The sequence below is a fragment of the Prevotella sp. HUN102 genome (genome assembly GCF_000688375.1).
Taxonomy (GTDB): Bacteria; Bacteroidota; Bacteroidia; order Bacteroidales; family Bacteroidaceae; genus Prevotella.
On record NZ_JIAF01000001.1, the window covers coordinates 567,371 to 586,998 of the forward strand.

11 protein-coding genes and 2 pseudogenes are annotated in these 19,628 nt (G+C 42.4%); 5 read left to right on the forward strand and 8 right to left on the reverse strand.

Annotation, left to right across the window (positions count from 1 at the left end; genetic code table 11):
• Positions 1–202: 202 nt before the first annotated feature.
• The 3 genes and pseudogenes from htpG to P150_RS0102600 all read right to left on the reverse strand — a co-directional run bounded on the left by htpG (position 203) and on the right by P150_RS0102600 (position 7,012).
• Complete coding sequence (gene htpG / locus P150_RS0102585; protein WP_028896362.1) at positions 203–2,257, reverse strand: molecular chaperone HtpG; 2,055 nt, start codon at positions 2,255–2,257, stop codon at positions 203–205.
• Positions 2,258–3,168: 911 nt separating this feature from the next.
• Positions 3,169–4,090, reverse strand: a pseudogene (locus P150_RS15735) (IS982 family transposase).
• A 720-nt stretch (positions 4,091–4,810) separates the two neighbouring features.
• Positions 4,811–7,012, reverse strand: coding sequence for a sodium-translocating pyrophosphatase (locus P150_RS0102600; RefSeq protein ID WP_028896364.1), 2,202 nt, complete (start codon positions 7,010–7,012; stop codon positions 4,811–4,813).
• A gap of 603 nt (positions 7,013–7,615) precedes the next feature.
• Between P150_RS0102600 and P150_RS17365 the strand changes: the two are divergent.
• Positions 7,616–7,913 (forward strand): annotated as a pseudogene (locus P150_RS17365) (cell filamentation protein Fic); the annotation flags it as partial.
• A gap of 183 nt (positions 7,914–8,096) precedes the next feature.
• Positions 8,097–8,228, forward strand: coding sequence for a DUF3387 domain-containing protein (locus tag P150_RS17370; protein ID WP_231477566.1), 132 nt, complete (start codon positions 8,097–8,099; stop codon positions 8,226–8,228).
• Positions 8,229–8,250: 22 nt separating this feature from the next.
• Here the strand turns inward: P150_RS17370 and P150_RS0102615 are convergent, their stop codons facing one another.
• The 5 genes from P150_RS0102615 to P150_RS0102635 form a co-directional block, all read right to left on the reverse strand.
• Positions 8,251–8,682 (reverse strand): Fur family transcriptional regulator, encoded by a 432-nt coding sequence (locus P150_RS0102615; RefSeq protein WP_036931987.1) that lies wholly within the window; start codon positions 8,680–8,682, stop codon positions 8,251–8,253.
• A gap of 603 nt (positions 8,683–9,285) precedes the next feature.
• Entirely contained in the window at positions 9,286–11,430 is a 2,145-nt protein-coding gene (locus P150_RS0102620; protein ID WP_028896367.1) for a peptidylprolyl isomerase, read from the reverse strand.
• Between the two features lie 104 nt (positions 11,431–11,534).
• A complete protein-coding gene (locus P150_RS0102625; RefSeq protein ID WP_028896368.1) occupies positions 11,535–12,794 on the reverse strand; it encodes a hemolysin family protein in 1,260 nt (419 codons plus the stop codon).
• A gap of 4 nt (positions 12,795–12,798) precedes the next feature.
• Entirely contained in the window at positions 12,799–13,446 is a 648-nt protein-coding gene (lptC, locus tag P150_RS0102630; RefSeq protein ID WP_028896369.1) for an LPS export ABC transporter periplasmic protein LptC, read from the reverse strand.
• 80 nt (positions 13,447–13,526) lie between these two features.
• Entirely contained in the window at positions 13,527–14,834 is a 1,308-nt protein-coding gene (locus P150_RS0102635; RefSeq protein WP_028896370.1) for a membrane protein, read from the reverse strand.
• A 456-nt stretch (positions 14,835–15,290) separates the two neighbouring features.
• Here P150_RS0102635 and P150_RS0102640 point away from each other — a divergent pair, with 456 nt between their 5' ends.
• From P150_RS0102640 to P150_RS0102650, 3 genes are all read left to right on the forward strand, one after another.
• A complete protein-coding gene (locus P150_RS0102640) occupies positions 15,291–16,313 on the forward strand; it encodes a site-specific integrase (protein WP_036931988.1) in 1,023 nt (340 codons plus the stop codon).
• A 471-nt stretch (positions 16,314–16,784) separates the two neighbouring features.
• A complete protein-coding gene (locus tag P150_RS0102645) occupies positions 16,785–17,249 on the forward strand; it encodes an HU family DNA-binding protein (RefSeq protein WP_028896372.1) in 465 nt (154 codons plus the stop codon).
• A 265-nt stretch (positions 17,250–17,514) separates the two neighbouring features.
• Positions 17,515–19,626: a hypothetical protein gene (locus P150_RS0102650; protein WP_028896373.1), complete on the forward strand. Its 2,112-nt coding sequence runs from the start codon at positions 17,515–17,517 to the stop codon at positions 19,624–19,626.
• Positions 19,627–19,628: the final 2 nt, after the last annotated feature.

Here is a 19,628-nt window from a genome sequence, read left to right on the forward strand (position 1 = left end):
GTCTCATTCACACGAAAACATTTTCACGCACAGCCGAGCCAGTCCGCCCAAAACGCAAAAAGGAGGCACTCTGACTGTCAGAATGCCTCCCGAGATTGATATAGAAGATTAGGTGTTCAAGATTAAACGTACTTACTTTTTCCGTTTATTCTCTTCTAACTCTGCATCAAAAGATTTTGAACACCTGTCTCAATAAAACCTTTTACTTTATCAGATTCACCGAACGCTTGATGAACTCATTGAGCGATGCGCCTTTCAGCATACCGTTCTGGAGCAATGCAAGGTCGATAAGCTGATGAATGGTGCCGTTGTCCTTCGCATAACCGGCAATCACCTGCTTTTTCTCCTCACGCTGCTTGCTGAGGTTCTGTTCTGTATTGCTGAGGTCGTCCTTCTCCTCCTGCGTGATTTCCTCGGGCTTCTTCTTGCCCTGTTCCTGCTGAAGAATGGTCTGACGAGCCTGCAAACCCTTGATTTCGCTGAGGATAGGCTTCAGTGTTTCCTTCGTAGATGCTTCGCCCTCGGAGAGAATCTTCTTCACGAGTGCGTGGTCGGAATTGAGCACGAGCGTATAGGTGTCGGGCATCTGACCATAGAAAGCCATTCCCTGCTGATAACGGCTCATTTCCTTCATACGGCGCATATACTCGTTCTGCGTGATTATCACAGGCTGAGCATCCACACCCATAGCCTGAACGTCTACCATAAACTCGCTTTTATCCAACTTAGGAACCTGAGACTGGAACGCTTCTGACAAAATGTCGCGCTGCGTCTCGTTCAGGTCAAGCTCCGGCGCATTGTCCTTTGCGATGATACGGTCGATGGTATCGGAATCGACACGCACGAAGCGAGACTTCTCGAACTTCTGTTCCAACATAGAAACGGCAGGCACGTCGAGCTGTCCGTCGGTCAGCAACACGCTGTATCCCTTAGCCTTGGCAGCCTCAATATATGAGAATTGCTCTTCCTTGTCGGTTGCATAGAGATAAACGAGCTGACCGTCCTTGTCGGTCTGATTATCCTTAATCAGCGTTTTGTATTCCTCGAACGTGAAATGCCTGCCGTCTACATCCGTAAAGAGCGAGAAGTCCTTTGCACGGTCGTAGAAGTCGTTTTCAGAAAGCATACCATAGTTCACAAAGAGTTTCAGGTCTTCCCATTTTTCCTCGTAATCCTTACGGTTATCCTTGAAGATTCCGTTCAGTCTGTCTGCCACTTTCTTCGTGATGTAAGACGAAATCTTCTTCACGTTGGCATCGCTCTGCAAGTAGCTTCGGCTCACGTTCAAAGGAATATCCGGCGAATCTATCACGCCGTGCAGCAACGTAAGGAACTCGGGCACAATGCCCTCCACCTGATCCGTTACGAAAACCTGATTGCAATAGAGCTGAATCTTGTTGCGCTGCAGCTCTATGTTGTTCTTCACGCGCGGGAAGTAGAGAATACCCGTGAGGTTGAACGGATAGTCCACGTTCAGATGAATCCAGAACAGAGGTTCGTCGTTCATCGGGAAGAGCGTGCGGTAGAAGCTCTTATAGTCCTCATCCTTGATTTCAGATGGCGACTTCGACCACAACGGAGCCACGCTGTTGATTACGTTGTCCTCATCGGTATCCTGCATCTTGCCGTCCTTCCATTCCTGCTTCTTGCCGAGAATCACGGGCACTGCCATAAACTTGCAATACTTGTTGAGCAGTTCCTCTATCTTGCTCTTCTGAAGAAATTCTTTGCAGTCATCGTCGATGTGGAGCACGATGTCGCTGCCTCGGCTCTCCTTCTCGGTCTCCTCAAGCGTAAATTCAGGACTTCCGTCGCAGCTCCACTTCACGGCCTTCGCACCTTCTTTGTAGCTCTTCGTGATGATGTCCACCTTCTTGGCCACCATAAATGCCGAATAGAAGCCCAATCCGAAGTGTCCGATGATAGCCTCCGCCTTGTCCTGATATTTCTCCATAAAGTCGCTCACGCCGGAGAATGCAATCTGATTGATATACTTGTCAATTTCCTCTGCATCCATACCGATACCGTTGTCGCTGATGGTAAGCGTGCCTTCTTTCTCGTCGATCTTAATGCGTACAGCCAAATCGCCCTGTTCGCCCCTGAAGTCGCCTGTGATGGCAAGCGTCTTCAATTTCTGCGAAGCATCCACAGCGTTCGACACCAATTCACGAAGGAAGATTTCGTGGTCAGAATAAAGGAATTTCTTGATAACCGGAAAGATATTCTCCGTTGTTACTCCAATTTTACCTGTTTGCATAGTTCTGTATTTTAATTCTATTTTCTTATTTTTCTTCCCAACTATTTACAAATACCGTGCCAACAGCAGCTCTTTTCGCAACAAAAGCACTATTTCCGAAAAACATCTTCCACGGAAATTATCTCCACTTTCCGCGAAAGCAAAATCAGAGTTTGTAAAAATCAGTTACCGAAAAAACGTACCTCTCCCATCCTCGTTTTAGAGAAAACAGAGCCATTTCAGCACGTTTCCTCCTCCATTTTCCGAGCTTTTCCCCAGAAATATCCGAAGATTGCGTTGCGTTCTTGCGAAGAATGCACTGCATCCATCCGAAGATTGCAAAGCGAATCTGCGAAGAATATATCGCAAAAACAGTCCTTTCTTTCCATTTTATTTTCCCTTTTAGGAACAATTCAAGGAATTTATTATGCACAAAAAGAGCGTAACACAAGGCAAACCATTACGCTTCAACCACTTACATACGCACACTCATTTTGCCAATATTTGAAAAATAAAAATTACTGGCGCGAAATACGCGAATTATAGCGCAGCTTTTGTAAGAAATATTCATTGTGTGCCACAACCATTTTCCTGTGCCTACAAAGAGGATTTGGAATCAAGGAATCGCATACTATCAAGTTCGGATTTATCCCGAACCAAGGCAAGGAATAAAGATATGAAAGGACAAAAGATAAAGAAACGGGAGAACAAGGAAAAATCACAATAAAAAAACGCCCAATTACTCACGTAATCAGACGCTGAACATTTCTGACTCGAACCTCGCTTTTGTCCTATTGAAGACCTTTTGGATTCGAGAATCAGAAAATTTTGAAAATTTGTAGAATCCGTCTCTCGTGGATTTTCAAGCAATCCAAACGAGAAAACAGATCAATAAAATCTAATATCAATACGCCAGTTCGGGATAATAAATCTTAAAAAAGTTCCAGTTGTCTTTTATCTTCCACATATACTGACAGCCCATCCGGTTTATTTTCAAAGAAACAACATGCCGCCAATGCCGAGCATAAGTTCATGATGAAATTATGTATCGATCTGTGTCTTGAATGTACAAGGTTTGCCTTGTTTTTCAATAACTCATTTATACACTCTATTATATATCTCTTTCGTAACATGATTTTATCATACACAGGCATAAGTTTGTTTTTCATCTTTGCCTTCAGTCCGTGTACAAGATGTATTCCCTGCTCAAAGAGTCCCTCAAAGAGTTCCCGCTTGATATATCCCCTGTCTGCGAATACTTTTCCATAGAGCACTTTTGTAAAAAACAGACCATACCCTTCGATCTCTGTCGTCCACGTTGGCAGGTGTAAGACAGAATGTTATGATCTCTCCTGTGTCATTGCAAAGCAGATGCAGTTTGAAGCCATGGCACCATCCCATTGTACCCTTCCCTCTCTTGGCAAAGCCCTCAAAAACCCTATTGAAATATCTTCTTACATTATGGCATACAGGTATCATTGTACTATCGACAAAGCTGATTCCCGTGCATTTGCCAAAGGCGTAAAGTTTCATAAAAGTAAGCATTGTAAAGAACTCCCGAGGCATAAGTTCCACAAAGCGATTGTAGGATACTGCGGTGGGAAAACATTGGGCAAGATGAACTTTCACAAAGAACAGATAATAATGTTTGAAGTTTCGGAAAGTCCCAAAATGGCAGCATAGCAAAATGGTCATAATCTCACTTTCACACATACGCCCCTTACGGTGTCTGACATGCTTGTAGCCTTCGTCTGTGGGAGTTATTTGAAGGTTTTTATTCAATTCTGCGCCTAAATTCTTGCAAAACTCATCAATAACACAGAAAATTTCTGTAACTTTGTCTTCGGTAATCATCGCTTATATTGTTTGTAATTAATTGATATTCAACTGTAAAGTTACAAAAAATAAGCGAGATTACCAACATTTTCAACAACTTTCTTATCCCGAACTGGCGTAGATTTTAGACACATTTACTCTAATATGACAAAAGTGTGCTTAAACCCCTTATTAATAGGAGTATGGGATTTAATAAAGTCTTGAATGAATAGTTTTATTCTTTCTGCGCTCATCCCCTTGTGCAAGGTTCAGTTTTGTCTTTAAATCAGCATTCAGCGATTCTATGACATTGTTGATATTTGGTAAGTTTACGATAGATGGACCTGATTAAGACTCCGTATTCTTCTGAAAGATTCCGGATAGTTAAATTGCCCTTAGAATAACTACCATTTACCATAGTTGGAGTAAATCGTTTATGTCCAACAAAGGTTCGGTTGTAGGACTTACAACACCAACGTTGTGCATCACGAAAATGACCACGCTTTACAGTTAGCTTTGAGCCACAATAAAAGCAGATTTTGTGCCATAATATATAAATGGAACAAAGATAATGATTACAAGAAACTTACAAAGATTTTATGCAATTTTTTGTCATATAAGCCACAAACTTTCTATCATCGACCATAAAAAAGCAGTTGCTCTGCAAAAAGAGAAGAGCAACTGCACGAAGAAATCTACTTTACTTAGATTAATAATCTAATTTTAATCCAAATTACAAAATGTTGTTACCCGATTATGTTATAAAAAAGCAACAGTAAGCCCTGCCATTACAATACTGACCATTGACATCAATTTGATTAAGATGTTCAAACTGGGACCTGACGTATCCTTGAATGGGTCACCAACAGTATCACCGACGATAGTAGCCTTGTGATTCTGCGATCCCTTGCCGCCATAGTGTCCTTCCTCTATCATTTTCTTTGCATTGTCCCAAGCACCACCTGCGTTAGACATAAATATCGCTAAGGTAAAACCTGCTGCCAAACCTCCCACGAGCAAACCGAGAACACCTGCCACGCCAAGCACCAAACCAACGATGATAGGGATTGCGATTGCCAGAAAACTGGGCAAAATCATTTCGCGCTGTGCGCTGCGAGTAGAAATCTCCACACAACGACCATAATCGGGTGTTGCCTTGCCTTCGAGAATACCTGCTATTTCACGGAACTGACGACGGACTTCCTCTACCATTGACTGGGCTGCACGGCCTACCGAACCCATTGTGAGTCCACAGAAGAGGAAAGCTGTCATAGCACCTATGAATGTTCCAACGAGCACTTTAGGATTCATCAACGTTACCTGAAAGAAGTCCATAAAGTCGGGCATTGTAGCTTTTGACGGTTCAAATACCTCTCCTGTCGGATAAAGAAACTGCTGACCACCCTCTACGGCACGAACCATTGCTATCTTTACCTCTTCAACATAAGATGCAAGTAATGCCAATGCCGTGAGTGCAGCACTACCGATAGCAAATCCCTTACCCGTAGCCGCCGTTGTATTGCCAAGCGCATCAAGTGCATCTGTGCGCTGACGAACCTCCTCGCCCAAGCCACTCATTTCGGCATTGCCACCTGCATTGTCCGCAATTGGGCCGTAAGCATCGGTTGCCAAGGTAATACCGAGTGTGGACAGCATACCTACTGCCGCTATACCTATGCCATAGAGACCGTAGCTGATGGATTTCGTGTTCATACTGAGATCGAAGCCATTCGCACAAAGATAGCTCAACATAATGGCAACAGAGATTGTCAATACCGGGACACAAGTTGAAATCATACCAGTTCCAATGCCTTTGATAATAACGGTTGCCGGACCGGTTTCGCTGGATTCAGCAATCAACTGGGTGGGCTTATAGGAATGTGATGTGTAATATTCCGTAGCCTGTCCGATAATGACACCTGCAACAAGGCCGGTAACTACTGAGAATGAAATGCCCATCCAGTTCTCCAGACCAAGCAGATAAAGGATAACAAACGATGCCGTTGCCACCAGAATGGCACTAACATTGGTTCCTAAGCCGAGTGAATGCAGCAAATCCTTCATCGTTGCGCCTTCTTTCGTCCGTACCAGATAGATACCAAACAATGAAAGGAAAATACCTACTGCCGCAATGATCATCGGAGTAATGACTGCTTTAAGCTGCATATCGGTATTCAATGAGAAAGCCGTTGCACCAAGGGCAGCCGTAGAAAGAATGGAACCACAGTAACTCTCGTATAAATCAGCTCCCATTCCGGCAACATCACCCACATTGTCGCCCACATTGTCGGCGATAGTGGCAGGATTGCGTGGGTCGTCTTCAGGAATGTCAGCTTCCACTTTCCCCACAAGGTCGGCTCCAACATCAGCCGCCTTCGTGTAGATACCACCTCCAACACGCGCAAACAATGCCTGTGTAGAAGCACCCATACCAAAGGTAAGCATTGTAGTAGTGATGGTAATCATCGCCATTTTCTCACCTGCATACACGGCACTCAATACAAGAAACCATATAGCAATGTCGAGAAGGCCAAGACCTACAACCACCAGTCCCATTACGGCACCACTGCGAAAAGCAATCTTCAATCCTCTGTCCAATCCTTGGCGCGCTGCATTAGCCGTGCGGGCAGAGGCATAGGTGGCAGTCTTCATACCGAAAAATCCCGCCAACCCCGAGAAAAGTCCACCGGTAAGGAAAGCAAATGGCACCCAAGGGTTCTGCACGCGGAGCACATAAGCCATAAATGCAAAAATTACAGCTAAAACTATGAATACAATCAACACTACTCTATATTGTTGTTTCAGATAGGCCATAGCCCCATTACGCACATACTGAGCTATTTCTTTCATTTTAGGAGTACCCTCATCCTCACCTAACATAGACTTGAAAAAGAACCAAGCCATACCCAATGCCACAATAGATGCTATCGGCACGAGCCAAAATACAGTTGGAATGTTCATAGCGTTTTGTTTTTACGGTTAGTATTAATTGTTTGTCGATTAGTTTCTGCCCAACTCTCCACAGAATAATTACTTAGATAGTTGGCAGTATGTGAACAAAAGTACAAATAAAAATATTTTCTCTCCCTATTTCCATTTATTTTTAACATAAATAAATGCTATTGTCTTTCATTTTTATCTTTTTACCCTCGCCATAAGTAATCATCCATAACCTTATATCAATTATACTAATCCTCACTCACAACTTACTTTTACCGTAGATTTCTTTTATCTAAAAATTATCGTTGGGAAAATTCAGTACCAGTAAGATTTCAACTAATCTTCTTCTTTAAAACAAATTCCAGTATTCCGAACTTGAATTTGATGATAAAATCAAATGGACTAACTCAGAATGGACTGCAAAACAATAAAGTATATAGGACTGAGAATTTATTTCCTTAAAAGAAGAGTTTTTACTCTTCATTTTCGCTTATTATTATACAAGAATATTTACTATATTTGCAAATAATACTTAATGAAAGTGGCAACCAACAGAATAAAAGATTCACAACGAGACAGGTATCAAGCAGATCTGATTCAGCGAGAAGTTTCGCAAGAGTATAACAAATGCCAGAGAATACCTTTGACGAAATTATGAACAAGTATGTCAAGTATGCTAAAATGAACGTGCCTCATCCTTTTATGGAAAGCAATATTCGCAGCACTCGCATTTGGCTTGACCTTATGCCAAAGTGTCCTCTCAAACGGTATATGGATTGGAGCCAGATAGGCAAGAAAGACTATCTAAATGCCATACGTGCGCGTGTAGCTGATAGCATCATTTGGTACAGCCTGTGCTCATTACAAAGATTGATGACAGAGAAATGGTTAATAAGGATGTTCATATTATTACGAACAATAATGAATGATTATAAAATAAGACATAATTCTTTCAACGGAACTAAGTCTTTCCACAATGCCTTGATCAAGCCGCAAGCAATCCACTACTTTTATAGTAATGAAGAATTGGTTGCCAAGACAAAGGAGTTTATTGACTCTTTGCGTAAAAATCGCACAATTGATTACTCCTGCCGGCATACGCAGAATGATTAAGCATCTTCTGAAGAGATACCATTACCCACCAGAAGAAGTTGCCAATGCATTAGAAACCATTATCAAGCAGTGCGAGCAGTGGGTGGATAATGAACAAGAGAATTATTCAACAAAATCTGCATAATTTATGGGAGGACAAGCGAGAGTTATGAAACGCTTGTGTGATTTGTTTGCTGACAATCAGGACAAATGCCTTTATAGTATAGTTGGGCATCCTCGATTGTGAAGCCTTCCATCTGACCACTGACCATTCTCGGGGGACGCACGTCGTGGAAATCGAATACGCGGCCACAATGTTTGCAGCAGAAATGGGCGTGTGGGACTGTTGTTCCGTCGTAGCACACTCTGTGCTCATCAATCGTAATCATCAATGCTGCTCCCTTTTCGGAGAACATTCGCAATGTATTGTAAATCGTAGTTCTGCTGACTGTCGGGATTCGCTTCTTGAGGTTCACAAACACTTCATCTACTGTCGGATGAGTGTGATGCGTTAGAAGATAACGCATAATCTCTATGCGCTGAACAGATGGGCGTATGCCACAATCCATCAATTTCTGATATGCTGGGTCAATATTCATAATCTATAAAAATCTTGCGCAAAAATAATTAATAATCTATGAATAACCAAATAATTATCTGAAAAGATTCCAAATTTAACCATAGAATGGCTATTTGAGGGGACGAGTTTACAAGGAGACAAGTTTACAAGGAAATTACTTTTGTATGTGGAACAAGGAAACAAGGGGACGAGATTACAAGGGGAGATATTTAAAACTGATATAATTCAGGAATATAAAAACTAATCAACAACTCATTCCAACATCATCTGATTCTCTTTCTTATCGGTTGATTCCTTGATTCATTTACACGCATAATTCATTCAACTCGTAAAATTATAAATCTGTCCACTCGGCAAATCGCTCCTGCATCGGCTGCTCTCCTTGGTTCATTGACACGCATAATTCATTCAACTTGTAAAATTACACGAGTTGCTCTCCTATCAACTTCCCTCTCGTTCACTTATACACGGTCAAGTCTTTCAACTACAAACTTACAATACATAAACTATCAAAATCTTTTTCGTATAAATCTGAAAACGCATCAACCTATCCCCAATACAAAAAATATGGCAGCACGAACTGTGCTGCCATATTTTTTATGATGAAATTTGCTTTATAAACTTAGAAGAACAAGTAACGCTTGTCTACTACCTGTGCCTTCAGCACGAGATCCTGCATAAAGCCTCCTACGTGCTGCAAGTTAGCCTGTTCGCACTGCTGCATCATCTTGGCCTCGTCGTACTTAGAACCTGCACGCTGTGCCTTCTTTACAACTTGGAACGTATAAACTCCAGATTCGCCCTTTACAGGATTCTTGGAGAACTTGCCTGCCTGAGTTGCTGCAATGGCACCGGAAAGAGCCGGCTCAACAGAACCTGTTTCCTGAACAAATGCAGGAGCAGAGAAAGTTACCTGATTGAGTGCTGAAACCTTAGCACCCTTAGCCTGCGCACCAGCGATATTCGTAACGCCCTTCAGCTTAGCCATCAACTGTGCCGCCTTCTTGTCCTTCATAACTTCGCGCTTCAGCATTTCCTTAACCTCTGCATCGTCCCAAGAACGATAACCCTGTGGGTGTATATTTGTGAGCGCAACTACCATAAAGTGGTCGTTGTTGCCACATTCATACAATGGAGAAACATCGCCTGTCTTAGCATCGAAAATCCACTTCAGAGCCTCACGGGTTGAGCGAATGCCTACTACATTGTGAACAGTTGTTGCGATGTTGTTCTGACTCTGAACCTTGTAACCATACTTCGCAGCGTTCTTCTCGAGTTCTTCGATAGTCGTACCCTTTGCCACATATTCAGAGAACTTGTTGAATGCAGCCGATCTTGTATCATTGGAGAACTCGATTGGCTTCTTGATGACAGCTGCCAGCGTCTTGCTTGAAACAGCACGCTTGTCAAGCACCTGAAGAATTACATTGCCCTGAGACAGAGCAAGATTCTGAACTGCATTCACTTCGCCATTCAAGACTGCCTCCACGTACTGACGGTTTTCAGGGCTGATGGTTGTTGCAGTTTCATACGCATTTGTAAACCAAGTCTTTTCGCCAGTCTGCGCATAGCGTTTTGCAATCTCCTCAAAGTTTGCACCACCTGCCAAAGCCTTCTGAATAGAGTCGGCCTTCTGACGAGACTGCTCAACCGTCGCACCTGCTACCTGAATCTGACGAATCTGCACAGAATCTGGAAGCTGCACCTTAGACATCACACGGATGATGTTCAATGTGTTGTCGGCCTTATTCTCGATTACGCCTGTCGTTCCAACTGCAAGAGAATCAATCCTGCCTGCGATGTCAGGATATGCCACATAGGCTTTGCTGCTTACCGGCAAACCCAAATAAGAGATTATGCTACCACTCTTGCTGACAACCTGTGCAGGGTCGGCAGCAGAAGCCAACTGCGCCTGCAATGCTGTCATATTCTTATTGATAGCATTTCTGTCTGCCACACTTGGAAGAATCTGATAGTCTACATATTTAATGTCGCGGGTTTCAACACTCTGCATAAAGAGCGGCTTCAACTCTTCGTACTTTGCCTTCAGGTCTTCGTCAGACACCTTGATGTCGGCATCCTTTACAGAGCTGTATGGCAAAGATGCAAGCTGAACGTCTGCCTCCTCGTTCTCATCCTTGAATGCGAGCTTCGCCTCCACCTTATTGGAAAGAACACAGCTTGCGAGCAAAGACTGATACTTCTGACCCAAAATCTGTGTACGGAGTGTCTTCTCCATAAAGAGCCAGTAGTCATAGAAAGACTGCATCTGCTCCAACTCCGGAGAATTGCTTGCCTTTGCCTTGTTATAGCCGTCGAGGAACTGCTTCAGGGCATTTACATCAAAGCGTCCGGTCTGCTGATTTACGAACGGAGACTGAACGAGCATAGGGTTAGTGCCTTCTTTAAGAACTTCATTAAGCTCATCTTCTGTTACAGCCAGACCCACTTTGGCAGCGTCTCTCTCAAGCACCTTGTTTGTAACCATCTGCTGCCAAACCTGATCCCTGAACTGATTCATTTCGTCCTCAGTAAAGTTATCACGCTGAGACATAATCTTATTGACGTTCTGGAACTCCTCAACCATTTTCTGGAATTCCTGAACATTCACTTTCTCCCCGAGCACCTCGCCAATATTCTGGCTCGCCTCGCCCTTAATACCATTGCAGGAGCGAACTGCTTCTTCAGCAATAAACGCAAAAAGACCCAGACCGATGATGATAATCAGCCAGGCACCTCTGCTTCTAATTTTTCCTAATGCTGCCATTTTTAATTTATTATTTTATTTTTAATTTTTTCCGTTTTTAGCAAATTGCCTACAAAAATACAAAGAAAAACATAATTAGAGTAATATTTTACAAAGAAAATGAACTACTCTATTATTTTTAGCTTTACCAATTCAATCTTGGTCATTGTATTCTTGATGATTTTAAATTCAAGATTGTCTATCTTCACGACTTCGTTCAGCTTCGGAAAACTCTGAAACTCGTGCAGAATCAATCCGCTGATGGTCATATATTCGTCGCTCTCGGGCAATGCCAAATCAAACATATCGTTTACCTTGTCTATCTCAAGTCGGGCAGACAGGAGGTATTCGTTCTCCCCTATCTTCTTGGCAATATACTTTGAATTGTCGTGCTCGTCTTCTATCTCGCCGAAAATCTCCTCAACGATATCTTCCAAAGACACGATTCCGCTCGTGCCTCCGAACTCATCCACCACCACTCCCAAGCTCTTTTTCTGTTGCAGTAGAATCTTCATAAGCCGTTGGGCAGCCATTGTCTCGGGCACGAACGGCATCTGACGGATATGCCCTTTCCACTCTTTCGGATTACGGAAAAGCTCCGACGAATGGATATAGCCCACGATATGGTCGATATCGCCCTTGTAGACGATTATCTTCGAGTTTCCACTCTCTATGAACATCTGCTGAAGCTCTTCGACAGACGAGTTTTCCTCAACGGCATTTATCTCCGTACGGGGAATCATACAGTCGCGCACCTTCGTTTCCGTGAACTCGAGAGCGTTCTGAAATATCTTCACTTCCTCCTCTATCTCTTCATCGTCTTTTGCATTGTCGATGGAGCTTTGCACAAGATAGTCGAGGTCCACCTTCGTAAAAGTGCCGTCGCTTTCCTCCTCGTTCATCTTCACGCCCACCAAACGCAGCATCAGGCGCGACACGAATGTGGAGAAACGGCTGATAGGCCACAACACGATAAAGAAAACGTAGGCCAACGGCGCAAAGATGGTAAGGAGCTTGTTGGGGTTGCTCCTGAAGAAAGTCTTGGGAAGAAATTCGCCCGTGAAGAGTACGATTATCGTGGAGAACACCGTGTCGAGAAAAACCTGTGTGCCCGGATCGAAACCCCTGAATATGGTTTTATTGAACAGGTCGGCGAAAAGGATTCCGTAGAGTACAAGAACCATATTGTTTCCCACCAGCATTGTGGAGACGAAACCGTTGGGATTGCGATAGAAAACCTGAATGCACCGCTGCGAGAGTCCGTTTTTCTCCTTATCCATCTCTGCCAGCATTCTGTTGCTTGCCACGAAACCTATCTCCATTCCCGAGAAGAATGCAGACAGAATAAGGGTTATGATAATGCCGATAACTATACTTATATCCAATTTTCTATCGTTTTAAGACCGGTCCCTGCATATTGTCCACCCTGCCAGTGTCGATTGGCATAGGAGCAAGTGCGGCACTATTCGACGAAGGCAGCTCCTTCTGTTCCATAATAGTCCAGCCCTTTGTTTTTCTTATTTCATAGTTGCTCATCGTCTCATCGCTTCTGAACCAGTCGCCCTCGAGTTCCTTGTCGGGCGTTTTCAGATGCGAATAGACGTGCGACCATATTTCGTGATTCAGTTCGTCCCAATGCAGCTCGTTGCTTTGGAACTCAACGCCTTGCGCCGTATGGATTCTCACGCGGCCTCGAAGCGTCCACCGGCGTTCCTTGTCGTAGTAGACAGCCGTGTCGCACTGGACATAGCCCACCACGTGCTTCTTCAAATCGAACTGCGTGAGCAGGATCCCCTTGTTGAAAGTCCACCGCGAAGGCTTCTTCACTTCGTTTACCTCCCACTCCTCAGCCACGATTCTGTACTTGATAACCCCCGAATCCGACACCAGCGTATTGACGCCATAGGTTGTCATCACAGGAACGGAGTCGCGCTCGTGAATTGCAGGGGCGGTATGTGCCTTCTCTTCGCTGCACGAGGTTGCAAAAACAGAGAATAGAAACAACGAAAATAGTATGAAAGGAGCCGTTCCTTTCATACTACCCTTAGCCTTTAATATGCTGTTCAGCACCTGCATACAACGAGTTGAATTATCTTAATATGCTCTTTTTGAGAGGGTTATTCAACCTTGAACTTCGCAAACCAACGCTCGTTGAAGGTCAGTCCCACGTTGATTCTGAACATATTCTCCTTAATCAGTCCCGGTGCACTCAGGTTCACCCATTCTGCGCTCACGTTCAGGATGCTTCTGTTGTTGTAGCCGTTCACGATGGGAATGCCCACACCCAGACTGGCAGAGATTTCCTTCGGTCCGTCCTGTCCGTTTATCTTTAAATAAGGTGTAGCATAGCTCACGCCGGCACGATAGTGCATTCTGCTGAAGAATCCGCGGTAACGCTCGCCCTTGCAGTAGTCGCCGCCGAAGGTAAACTTCTGACGGTCGTTGAACTGGTTGCCCACGAGCGCGTATTTTCCGACGTTGTTCACTACGCTGAATTCCGGCATTTCTATGTCCTTCCACTTCTGCAACTCATAATCGAAACCCAGTTTCAAACGGTTGTTGTGGTTCCACATAAAGCCCACGCCGTAGGTATGGGGAATCGTCAGCGCATTGTCAATGGAAAACTTGGTAGTGTCTGCTACCATCGTCTGCGAATTTCTGGAAATCACATTGCATTCGGCGTCGGCTCCGAGCTTGTGCCCGAGCGTATAGGCAAGACCTATCGTCAAGGCATCCTTCTTGGACAGTTTTGCTGTGTATTGCAAACCGAAGTTTGCATTGTAATTCCGCACGTCCATGCTGTACGTCTTCGAGAGCGTGTTCACATTCTCGTCGCTGTAACTGTTCACCACGCTTCTGTTCAGGCTGCCCCATAGATAGGAAACATTCGCACCGAAGGCAAATCCCCTGAACGGTTCCCATCCTATACCGAGATAAAACTGATGCAAACCACCATCGCCGGAGTAGGTGTTGGAATAAGTCGCATTAGGTTTAGAAGTGCTTGGGAATGCGTTCACGTTCTGCGTGTTGCTGTAATTGTAGCCCACGTTCGTATAAGGCATAAGACCGAAGCTCACACCCACGTGCCTGAAGGCACGGAACGCCCCCACCACATATTCTATATCTCCGTTGTTGGCATTCTTCTTACGGCCGTTTTCCTCGAAATTGGTCATCTGCAAGCTCACACCTGCATCAAAGATGAACGAAAGCGAATCGAGAGCCGAATAGGAAGCTGGGTTCTGATAGTTTATCTGGTTCCGCTCGTGGAAACCATAGGCAAGCCCGTTCATCCCCCGGTTGAAGCCCACTGACTGTGGTGCCAGCGTTCCCAGCCCAAATTGGCTGTATGGTGAGTTCGTGCCGCTCTGCGCCCAGACATTCAATGAAAGGACTCCCAATAGAGCAGTTGCAAGTAGTTTTTTCATTCGTTTTTTATTTTTCAAGAATATAAACTGCGCAAAGTTATTAAAAAAAAATGATACTCCGAACGGTTCTATACATTAATTAAGTATTAAACATAATCTTATATCTTCATTCAAAAAAACAATAAATCAGAACATAACTGTTTTTGAGTTCAGATTTTTCTTGAATCTGATAGACATTAAGACTATAAATTAACAGGTTACAATTAAGTCTTCTGTTATGCCCGGAGGAATGAACTAAAGAATAAGGATTGCAGCAATTAGGATAAATAAACAAAATTACCCGTTCATCCATTAAATTATACATCTATGGATTTTTTGAATGTAGACAAATATTAAGAAAAATAAAAACTATAAATATTATGTAGAGTTATGAAAAAGAAAAGATTAATCATCATTTGTTTTGCGTTATAATTAATATGTGATATGTTCATTGATTAACCTCAAAAATAAACAATTATGAAATTTAAATTTCTTTCATTATTCAGAATTAGAAAATCGCAAGACAGCTTTCATACAAAGGCAAAGAAGGTACAAAAGACACCAACTACTTTCGGTTCCTTTCTAAATACAGCATCAAAAGGCCTCAGCATATCTACAAAGCAAAATTATGAAACAGCTGTACGGTCATTCATCCGTTTCTCTAATGGGAAAGATATTTCCCTTGCTCAGCTCAGTAGTGAATATATCAAGGCTTACGAACGATGGATGAGAGACAACAATGTCTGTCTCAATACATCTTCCTGTTATCTCCGCTCGCTACGTGCCATTTACAACAAAGCTGTGCTTCAACGGAAAATCAAGGATTACAAGCCCTTTGACAAAGCTTTCACTGGCAATGAAAAAACTGCTAAACGATGCATCACCGAGAATGAGATACGAAAGATTAAAGCAACGGGTATCAACAACAAAAGTTTTAAAAGAAAGCTTACCTGCGATCTATTTTTATTCTCTTTTTATGCAATGGGAATGCCATTCGTCGATATGGCAAATCTTAGACAGCATCAAATAAAAGACGGAATACTGACATATTATCGCCGAAAAACAGGCAAACAAGTGAGAGTGAAGATTGAACAATGTATGCAGGATATCATTTTACGATATACCACAGAGAAGTCCGATTACGTTTTTCCTATTCTATATAAAATAATAAATAAGAAAATAAGAAAACGCACCTATTCCACTGCGCTCAACCTATACAACCAAAATCTGAAACGACTTGCACACGAAGCGAATATAGGCGTAGCACTTACTTCTTATATTTCCCGACATTCATGGGCAAGCATCGCTTACAGCCATAACGTAGAGTTACCAGTAATATCGCAGGCTATGGGACATACAGATACCCAAACAACACTTATCTATATAAATGAAATAGGCGATAAGCAAATCGCACAAGCCAATCATAAAGTTTTGGAGGAAATATTTTCAAGAACTCTTGGTAAGAGGTGTTACACATTCTTAAAAACAATGCAAAGATAGACCTTTTTTTCCATACTTACAAATAAATTCTGAAAAAATTACTATTCCACAATGAAATCCTAATATAAGAATATCCTAACTATACCTTAATATTATAACCAATTATTTTCTAGGTCATTTAGAGATTATTCATACCTCTTACCAAGAGGTAAACTAAATATTTTAACAATATTTCTATGGAAAAAAATAAAAAACAGACATATCTCCAACCTCAAATCAGCATTATAGCCGTAGAGAAAGAGACCCCAATGTTTGCCACTGAATGGAGTACACCACTCAAACAGAAAACAACATAATCACTTGTAAACCATAGTAACTACAAGAAAAGATCTGTATTACCAAAAGAAGTAAAAGTAGAGCACAAGAGGTAGCTGACAAGTACGATACTTGTCAGCTATAAGTTGCATACTTATGAAGTACTACTTCCTTACTTGTTGAAAAGCTAACTAATAACTTCATAAAAATAAGATTATGGCATTTTACAAAAAAGTATTGAAGAAAATCAACAACAAATGGTACCCACAATCGGTACTCGTGGGTAAGCCTATTACAACCGAGCAAATTGCAAAGCGACTTGCCACAGAATCAACTGTAAGCCCTGCCGACGTACGAGCAGTGCTTACTGCTCTTGGCAGTGTGATGGGCGACTATATGGCACAGGGACGTTCCGTAAAATTAGACGGCATAGGTACATTCTATTTCACTGCTACTGCATCCAAGAATGGTGTAGAAACAAAGGAAAAAGTTACAGCCAATCAAATCAATGGCGTGCGAGTACGTTTCGTGCCGGAGACCTATTTCCGTCGTACATCAGGCACCAGGATTGCCACACGCACCTTGACCGATACCAACATCTATTGGGAAGAATGGCATGAGACTGACGAACCAAATCACTCCAGTAAGGATTCTGAATCAGAAGAGGACTCTAATCCATAACAAGGAAGGAAAAGCGTTTAGTTTCTCAATGAAAAGATCGATTTACAGCCAATTGGATATTCATAAAATGATTATTATCCACTTGAAATCATTTTACTGGTTGTTAATATTTCCATATCAGAAAACTTACTGTAAATCAACACATTCCATTTACAAACAACTGTCATTCTGCAGATAATTTACAAAACAATAAAATTTTATACAATATTCTTTTAAAACATCTTTTATGAATAAAAATTATTTACAACGAGCGTTATTTTCGCTTATGCTTTTAGTTTCAGCAACATGGGCAAGAGGACAAGTCAATTCAGGGCAAGACCAGTTGATATTCCATGAGACATTCGATAAGAATTACAACATTGACTTTACCGGTACATCAGCAGGTTCTGGTTTCGGAGGCTTGTTCGGTGCTTGGACTTGGGACAGCGATGACTACTGGGTGAATAACAGAGACCATTCATCTGGAGGATGGGGGTTTTATAAAATGGGACCTGGTCTGAATAGTGTCGTTATGAGAGAGAATGGTGGATACATTACAACTAAACAGCTTGGAGAGATAGATAAAAAAGTCAATGGACGAACTTTTCCCGACAAGGATGACATTACGGTAAAGATTAAAATCGGAAAGCCTTTTGGATTGGTAAACTTGCAGGCAGGCATCATCTCAGCAATTTTCAAGATATTTCCTCGTATTACCAATATTAACCTCAAAGGAGCAGGACCCGACACGAAGTGTAGCGCAGACCATCTTTCGATGGGCGGTTGGCGTACAACCTTTTTCGGCTCTACAACCAAAACCTTCGAAATCAGAAATGCAACGCCGACAACACAGGTCCAGTTTGTAGGCAATATCCAAACCTGTATTTACGACATCCGTTTCTATCGTGAAGGAAGACCAACTGACAAGATTTGGAATATTGATGACATAGATGGCAGCATCATAGGAGAAGCCTCTGGTTGGATGTATGGTTATGTGACCCGTGTAGAAACTCAAAAACATAAGGTTAAGGTCATGGAGGGCGGAAAGGAAGTAGAAAAAGATGAAAACATCTATACCTTGATTATCAGAAAAGACTTCAACGATTTCAGTAAGGAAGTGGCAGTTCCTCTCTACAACAAGACATTTGAAATCAAGAAGAAAGCTATAACCTTAGAGGAAGCAAAAGAATTGCCTTTCAGTGCAGAACAGTATGTGGGTATCAATAAACTTAAAAACATTCATTCAGCTGGAGATTTAATAAACAGCAAGGTTCTGTTCCACGCAACATTCAACAAAGATACGGGACAAAAACTCTACAGATGGCTTGATGACAAGAAAAAGAATTGGGAATATATAGACAACTGGAAAGAACCAGTAGCTGATGTCGACCGAATGCTCGTCATGACCCCTCTATACTCTGAGTTGACAGATTATCGTATGAAGGATAGTGACATCAAATATATGAATTCCGTATTCTCATTCGATGGTAAAGGTGTCATAAATGGAAAGGAATATGATGGAGTTTCAAAAAATCATCTGTTCTATGTCCTTAATACCTCCGATGATGCCGTACGCGAGATAGATAATGTTATTTCCGTTCACTATGATGCCATAAATGCTGGAAACGACGATACTTCCTTGGCAAGTCTTCCTAATCAAGGGACAGCAACAAAAATTTCACTGACAGATGCGGGAAACAATAAGGATTTTTGGAACTTGTACGACGCAGAGGTAGCCGGAAACCTTCCTACATTCGACCGTGACATCAGCAAGAATGGTTCTGTAAAATCTTTCATCTCTCCATTTGATGTAACTTACGACAAGGATGCTTTCACAGCATATTCATTCAACCCCTCCAACGTTTCCTATACCAAAAGTACAGCACGCATCATAATGAAAGAAACAATAGATAATCCACTTAAAGCCAATCATCCATATATGCTTGTGCCTAAAAATCCTAATGACGGATATCAAGTCATTGCAGCAAACAGCAAAATTGCAATATCAGAGTTTCCGACAAAACGTACAGGTTGGACTCTCACAGGTACATTTCGTAAACTCAGCAATGCTGAAGCTGCAAAATATGGAGCAGTAGTGCTAAGCAATGGTAAGCTCTATGCAATTGAAAGTGGAACTGACAGCTATGTGCCTGCATTAAGAAGTTTCATAGAGAGTGCTCCTGGCTTTGAGGTAAAACCAACAACTGCCGGTGTCAAAAGTTTTATCCTTTCTTTCCAGTCTCTCGATGCAGAGGGAACGACTAGTGTTGAGAATCTGTCGTTCGCAGACAAGAAGCCTTTGCCAATCTATTCCATCAATGGTGTTTACCTCGGAACTGATTTTGATGCTTTGCCCAAAGGCATATACATTGTAAATAACCACAAGATAGCTAAATAATA